Origin of the sequence: Streptomyces sp. MnatMP-M17 (assembly GCF_900091995.1) — a bacterium.
Lineage (GTDB): Bacteria > Actinomycetota > Actinomycetes > Streptomycetales > Streptomycetaceae > Streptomyces.
Genome location: NZ_FMDK01000801.1, coordinates 1 through 6014 on the forward strand (window position 1 = coordinate 1; position 6014 = coordinate 6014).

Sequence of the window (6014 nt, forward strand, 5' to 3'; positions counted from 1 at the left end):
AGCCCGCTGCGCCGGGCGCGTCGGGCCGCCGCCGTGAACTGCTCACGGACGGTGTCGAGCTGGCGGCGGTCGAGCTGGTGCGGTATCTGGCTGACGCCCGGCCGGTAGGGCAGCGGAGAGGCGGCGACCACCGGCCAGTTGCCGGTGGGCAGCGGCTCGTCCATGCCCTCCCACATCAGCCGCGTGGAGCCCTTGCGTCCCGCGTGGCCGAGCTGTACGCCGATGGCCGTGCCGGGCGAACCGGCATGGATGAAGTCGGTGATCCGCCGCCAGCCGTCGCCCTGTTCGCGGGTGTAGAGACCGGCGCAGCCAGGAGTGATCCGGCCCTCGGGGCTGACACAGACCATCTCGGTCATCACAAGACCGGCGCCGCCGAGGGCGCGGGCGCCGAGATGGACGAGATGGAAGTCGCCGGGCACGCCGTCCACCGCGGAGTACATGTCCATGGGCGAGACGACGACACGGTTGCGCAAGGTCAGTCCGCGCAGCCGGAACGGAGTGAACATCGGCGGTGTGCCGGGCAGGCAGCCGAAGTCCTTCTCCACCGCCCTGGTGAAGCCGGGATCGCGCAGCCTCAGATTGTCATGGGTGACCCGGCGGCTGCGGGTGAGCAGCCCGAAGGCGAACTGGCGCGGCGGCTGGTCCGTATACGTGGCCAGCTCCTCGAACCAGCGCAGACTGGCGGCGGCGGCCCGCTGTGTGGACGCGACGACCGGCCGGCGTTCGCTCTCGTACGCCGCGAGCGCGGCCGGCAGATCGGGCCGCTCCTCGATACAGGCGGCGAGCGCGAGGGCGTCCTCGACGGCGAGTTTGGTGCCGGAGCCTATGGAGAAGTGGGCGGTGTGCGCGGCGTCGCCGAGCAGCACCGTATTGCCGTGGCTCCAGCGGTCGTTGACGACCGTACGGAACGCGGTCCAAGAGGAGGCGTTGGAGCGCAGGGACCGCCCGCCGAGCGCCTCGGCGAAGACGGCGGCGCACCGCTCGGCCGACCGGCGCTCATCGAGCCGGTCGAACCCGGCGGCCCGCCACACCTCTTCACGCATCTCCACGATGACGGTGCTCTGAGGGCCGCCGACGCTGTCGATGCCGTCGGCGCCACCAGCGCCACCAGCGCCACCAGCGAAGGGATAGCCGTGGAGCTGCATCACGCCGTGCGCGGTCTCGGCGATCTCGAAGCGGAACGCGTCGAAGGCGAAGTCGGCGGCGAGCCAGATATAGCGGCAGCGGTGGGTGGTGATCCGCGGCCCGAAGACCTCGGCGTGGGTGTCGCGCGTGAGGCTGTGGATCCCGTCCGCCGCGATCACCAGATCGTGGGTGGCGGCGAGTTCGGCGGCGGGCGGGGCCTCGGTACGGAAGCGGAGCCGTACGCCGAGGGAGGCACAGCGCTCGTGCAGAACCGCCAGCAGCCGGTGCCGGCCGAGCGCCGCGAAGCCGTGGCCGCCCGAGGTGAGCGTCCGGCCTCGGTGGACGATGTCGATGGAGTCCCAGCGGACGAACTCGCTCTGGAGCGCCTGGTGGACGACCGGGTCCGCGTGCTCGATACCGCCGAGTGTCTCGTCCGAGAGGACCACACCGAAACCGAAGGTGTCGTCCGGGGCGTTGCGCTCCCAGACGGTGATCTCGCGGTCGGGACCGAGCCGTTTGAGCAGCGCCGCCGCATAGAGCCCGCCGGGCCCGCCACCGATCACCGCGACACGCCGCACGCCCGGCAACGCTAACGCCCTCGCCACTTCGGCTCGCGTTTCTCGGTGAAGGCCGCGTGGAACTCCGCGTAGTCCTCGCCGTGCATCAGCAACGCCTGGGTGGCGGCGTCCAGTTCCACGGCGGCGGCCAGCGGCATGTCCAGCTCGGCGGTGAGCAGGGCCTTGGTCTGCGCGTACGCGAGAGCCGGGCCGCGTGCGAGCCTGCGGGCCAGTTCCGTGGCCCGTACGTCGGCGGCGCCCTCGTCGGTCAGTTCGCTGATCAGCCCGATCCGTTCGGCCTCGGCGGCAAGAACGGGATCGCCGAGCATCAGCAGCCGCGTCGCGTGGCCGAGCCCGACGACCCGTGGCAGCAGATAGGCCGCTCCCATGTCACCGCCGGAGAGCCCGACACGGGTGAAGAGAAAGGCGAACCGCGCGGTGGGATCCGCGATCCGGAAGTCGGCGGCGAGCGCGAGGACGGCGCCGGCGCCCGCCGCGACTCCGTGCACGGCGGCGATCACCGGGAAGGGACACTCGCGGATCGCCCTGACCACCTGCCCGGTCATCCGGTTGAAGTCGAGCAGCCGGGCGGTGTCCAGCCCGAGAGTCGCGCCGATGATCTCGTCCACATCGCCGCCCGAGCAGAAGCCGCGTCCCTCACCGGCCAGCACCAGGGCGCGTACGGAACGCTCCCTGGAGAGCTCGGTGAGCAGATCACGCAGATCGGCGTAGGCGCCGAAGGTGAGTGCGTTGAGTTTCGCCGGACGGTCGAGAGTGACGGTCGCGACTCCGTCGTCGTAGGTCAGCCGCAGATGGCGCCACTCCTGAGTACGGGACGCGGAGCCGGTGAACGGGCTCGTGGAGTGGCTCATGGAGTACGGCCTCCTTCAGCGGACGCTGTCCCTCGCCGGAACGGTATCACTTGTGTGTGACTGTCGTCACGACCGCGCGATATGATTCGGGCCACCGGTCCGGAGCCGCCTCCCGATCACCCTGCGCCACCTGCCGCATGGGCCGCCCGGGCCACCTCACGCTCGCGCGGGGGCCCTTTCCGTACCCGTCGAAGGGCCCATCCGCCAGGGATTCCGAGGGCCGAAGGTCCCGATCCGGGCGGGACCTAGGTCCCTTGTCCGGCGGGCCGCCGCCTCTTGCCCACGCCCTTACCCTCCGTAAGGGTTGGAGCCGCTAGCACTTCAGACTCAGGACACCCCCCGAACCACTCGATCGGACCACCCGCCGTGCCGGAAACCTCAGGCCTCCCTTCCTGGCGTGTCGCACTGCCTCACAGTGCGGAAGCAGTACCGCTCGCCCGCGCTCTGGTCCGGACGGCGATCGCGCATCTCGCGGACAGGACCGACAGCGACACCGCGGAGCTGCTCACGGCGGAGCTGGTCGCCAACGCCATCAAGCACACGCCGGGGAGCGATCCGATCGAGCTGGTCGTGGAGCTGCTGCCCACCGGCTGCCAGGTCGAGGTGCACGACCGCGACCCGGCCCCGCCCGGGAATCTCTCGCGCCCGGGATTCGGCGCGATGCCCGATCCCTGGCAGGAGAACGGCCGCGGCCTGCTGCTGATCCATACACTCAGCGCGGAATGCGGCCACCGACCCACGGACCAGGGCAAGGCGGTCTGGTTCACACTCCCCACCTCCTGACCGGCCGGCCCTGACCGGTCAGACCCTAGGAAAGGGTGGCGACCAGTACCGCCTTGATCGTGTGCAGCCGGTTCTCCGCCTCGTCGAAGACGACGGAGTGCGCCGACTCGAAGACCTCGTCGGTGACCTCCAGTTCGGTCAGGCCGTGGCGCTCATGGATCTCGCGGCCGACCGCCGTGCCGAGGTCGTGGAAGGCCGGCAGGCAGTGCAGGAACTTCACCTCGGGATTGCCGGTCGCACGCAGGACGTCCATGGTCACGGAGTACGGACCGAGCGCGGCGATCCGCTCGTCCCAGACCTCCTTGGACTCCCCCATCGACACCCAGACGTCCGTGGCCACGAAGTCCGCGCCCGCGACGCCCTCCTCGATGCTCTCGGTGAGCGTGAGACGCGCGCCGCTCTCCTCGGCGGTCTTGCGGGCCAGGGTGACGATCTCCTCGTCCGGCCAGTACGCGCGCGGCGCGACGAGCCGTACATCCATGCCCAGCAGCGCGCCCGTGATCAGATACGAGTTGCCCATGTTGAAGCGGGCGTCACCGAGGTAGGCGAAGGCGATCTCCGTCAGAGGCTTGGCGCTGTGCTCGGTCATGGTCAGCACATCGGCGAGCATCTGGGTGGGATGCCAGTCGTCCGTGAGGCCGTTGAAGACCGGTACGCCCGCGTGCGCGGCCAGCTCCTCGACGGTCGTCTGGGCGTCGCCGCGGAACTCGATACCGTCGTACATCCGGCCGAGCACCCGGGCCGTGTCCTTGGCCGACTCCTTCTTCCCGATATGTGAACTCGCCGGATCGATATAGGTCGTGGCCGCGCCCTGGTCCGCCGCCGCCACCTCGAAGGCACAGCGCGTACGGGTCGAGGACTTCTCGAAGATCAGCGCGATATTCCTGCCGCGCAGCCGCTGGATCTCGGTATCCGCCTTCTTCGCGGCCTTCAGCTCGGCGGCGAGCTCGATCAGACCGCGGAACTCCTCGGCCGTGAAGTCCAGCTCCTTGAGGAAGTGGCGGCCTGCGAGGTGTATCGCCATGGTGGCTGCTCCTGGGGCACAGATAAAGGGAGTGGTAAGGGTGGCATATACCGGGACCATGGAACTATATACGACTACCCGTATTGCTATACGATCGCCGACCGCGCGGTGCCGTACGTACTACCCGTACGTACTACTACTACGCGGCGGCTGCACTACACAGCGGCACGCTCCACCGGACAGCTCATACAGCGCGGCCCGCCGCGCCCTCGGCCCAGCTCGCTGCCCGGGATCTCGATCACCTCGATGCCCTGTCTGCGCAGGTGGGTGTTGGTGGTGACATTGCGGTCGTAGGCGAGGACGACACCGGGCTCGACGGCGAGCACATTGCAGCCGTCGTCCCACTGCTCGCGGGCGGCCGAGTGCACATCCTGCGTGGCGGTCAGCACCCGGATCTCCGCCAGTCCCAGCGCCGCCGCGATGGCTCGGTGCATATGCTCCGGCGGATGGTCGGTGACCTTCAGTTCACGGCCGTCGCCGCCCGGCTCGATGGTGTACGAGCGGAGCATGCCGAGGCCCGCGTACTGGGTGAAGGTGTCGCCGTCGACCATCGTCATCACCGTGTCGAGATGCATGAACGCCCGGCGCTTGGGCATGTCCAGCGCCACGATCGTGGTCGCCGAACCGGCCGCGAAGAGCCCTCGGGCCAGCATCTCGACCGCCTGCGGAGTGGTGCGCTCGCTCATCCCGATCAGTACGGCTCCCTGGCCGATGACCAGTACATCGCCGCCCTCGATGGTGGACGGATAGTCGTCCTGCCCTTCCGACCAGTGGTGGAAGGCACCGGCCTCGGGCGCGGTGAAGAGCGGATGGTGCTTGTAGACCGCCTCGAAGTGCACGGTCTCGCGCCGGCGCGCGGGCCAGCGCATGGCGTTGATGCTCACTCCGTCGTAGATCCAGGCGGAGGTGTCCCTGGTGAAGATGTGGTTCGGCAGCGGATCGAGCAGGAAGTCGTCCAGCGCCATCACATGGAAGCGGACGGAGGTCGGCTCCGCGTGCCGCTCCAGGAACTCCCGCTTGGTCATCCCGCCGACCAGCGCCTCGACCAGTTCGGCGGTCGGCAGCCCGTCGAAGGCCTCCCGGAGATGGCCGGTGGCGAGCGGACCGTACTCCTTCTCGTCGAAGACCCTGTCCAGCACGAGCCACCGCGCGGCCGGCAGCTCCAGGGACTCACGCAGCAGATCGGCGAAGAGATGCACGCGCACTCCGCGGTCGCGCAGCACCGCCGCGAACGCGTCGTGCTCCTCCTGGGCGCGCCGCACCCACAGCACATCGTCGAAGAGCAGCGCGTCCTTGTTGCCGGGCGTGAGCCGTTTCAGCTCCAGATCCGGCCGGTGCAGTATGACGCGGCGCAGCCGCCCGGCCTCGGAGTCGACGTGGAATCCCATGTCCCCATCCTCACCGCATGAGGCGCGGTTCACGCGGTGAACGGATGAGGCCCTGGTCTCAGCGCCCGGCCACGACGCGATGTCGGAGCCGGGCGCGGCGTCACAGCCGGGCGCGGTGGGCGCGGTGCCGGAGCCGGGCAGGCGTCATAGCCGGGCGCGGTGTCAGAGCCGTGGGTCCACCGGCTCCGACTCCAGGGCCAGGACCGCGAAGACCGCCTCATGGATCCGCCACAGCGGCTCGCCGTCCGCCAGCCGGGCCCGGGGC

The 6014-nt window shown here is 69.8% G+C and carries 6 protein-coding genes; 1 reads left to right on the plus strand and 5 read right to left on the minus strand.

The window, feature by feature from the left end; translation table 11 throughout:
* Both GA0115259_RS30900 and GA0115259_RS30905 read right to left on the minus strand, forming a co-directional pair.
* On the minus strand, positions 1 to 1730 hold a 1730-nt coding region (locus GA0115259_RS30900; protein ID WP_176732713.1), incomplete at its 3' end, for an oxidoreductase.
* Entirely contained in the window at positions 1715 to 2554 is an 840-nt protein-coding gene (locus tag GA0115259_RS30905) for an enoyl-CoA hydratase family protein (protein ID WP_093603123.1), read from the minus strand. The genes GA0115259_RS30900 and GA0115259_RS30905, both read right to left, overlap by 16 nt.
* Positions 2555 to 2920: 366 nt before the next feature.
* On the opposite strand from GA0115259_RS30905, the gene GA0115259_RS30910 reads away from it, so the two are divergent.
* A complete protein-coding gene (locus GA0115259_RS30910; protein WP_345941048.1) occupies positions 2921 to 3337 on the plus strand; it encodes an ATP-binding protein in 417 nt (138 codons plus the stop codon).
* 25 nt (positions 3338 to 3362) lie between these two features.
* On the opposite strand, the gene argF is transcribed toward GA0115259_RS30910, so the two are convergent.
* The 3 genes from argF to GA0115259_RS42980 form a co-directional block, all read right to left on the minus strand.
* Entirely contained in the window at positions 3363 to 4361 is a 999-nt protein-coding gene (gene argF / locus GA0115259_RS30915; protein ID WP_093603125.1) for an ornithine carbamoyltransferase, read from the minus strand.
* Between the two features lie 155 nt (positions 4362 to 4516).
* Positions 4517 to 5749 carry an arginine deiminase gene (locus GA0115259_RS30920; RefSeq protein WP_093603127.1) on the minus strand — a complete coding sequence of 411 codons (1233 nt, stop codon included), beginning with the start codon at positions 5747 to 5749 and terminating at the stop codon, positions 4517 to 4519.
* A 162-nt stretch (positions 5750 to 5911) separates the two neighbouring features.
* Positions 5912 to 6014: hypothetical protein (locus GA0115259_RS42980; protein WP_141716759.1), on the minus strand; the 103-nt coding region annotated here is incomplete at its 5' end.

Bases quoted from the DNA above. Each gene is read 5' to 3' on its own strand.
- GA0115259_RS30920 (WP_093603127.1), bottom strand. From the start codon at position 5,749: ATGGGATTCCACGTCGACTCCGAGGCCGGGCGGCTGCGCCGCGTCATA.
- GA0115259_RS30905 (WP_093603123.1), bottom strand. From the start codon at position 2,554: ATGAGCCACTCCACGAGCCCGTTCACCGGCTCCGCGTCCCGTACTCAG.
- argF (WP_093603125.1), bottom strand. From the start codon at position 4,361: ATGGCGATACACCTCGCAGGCCGCCACTTCCTCAAGGAGCTGGACTTC.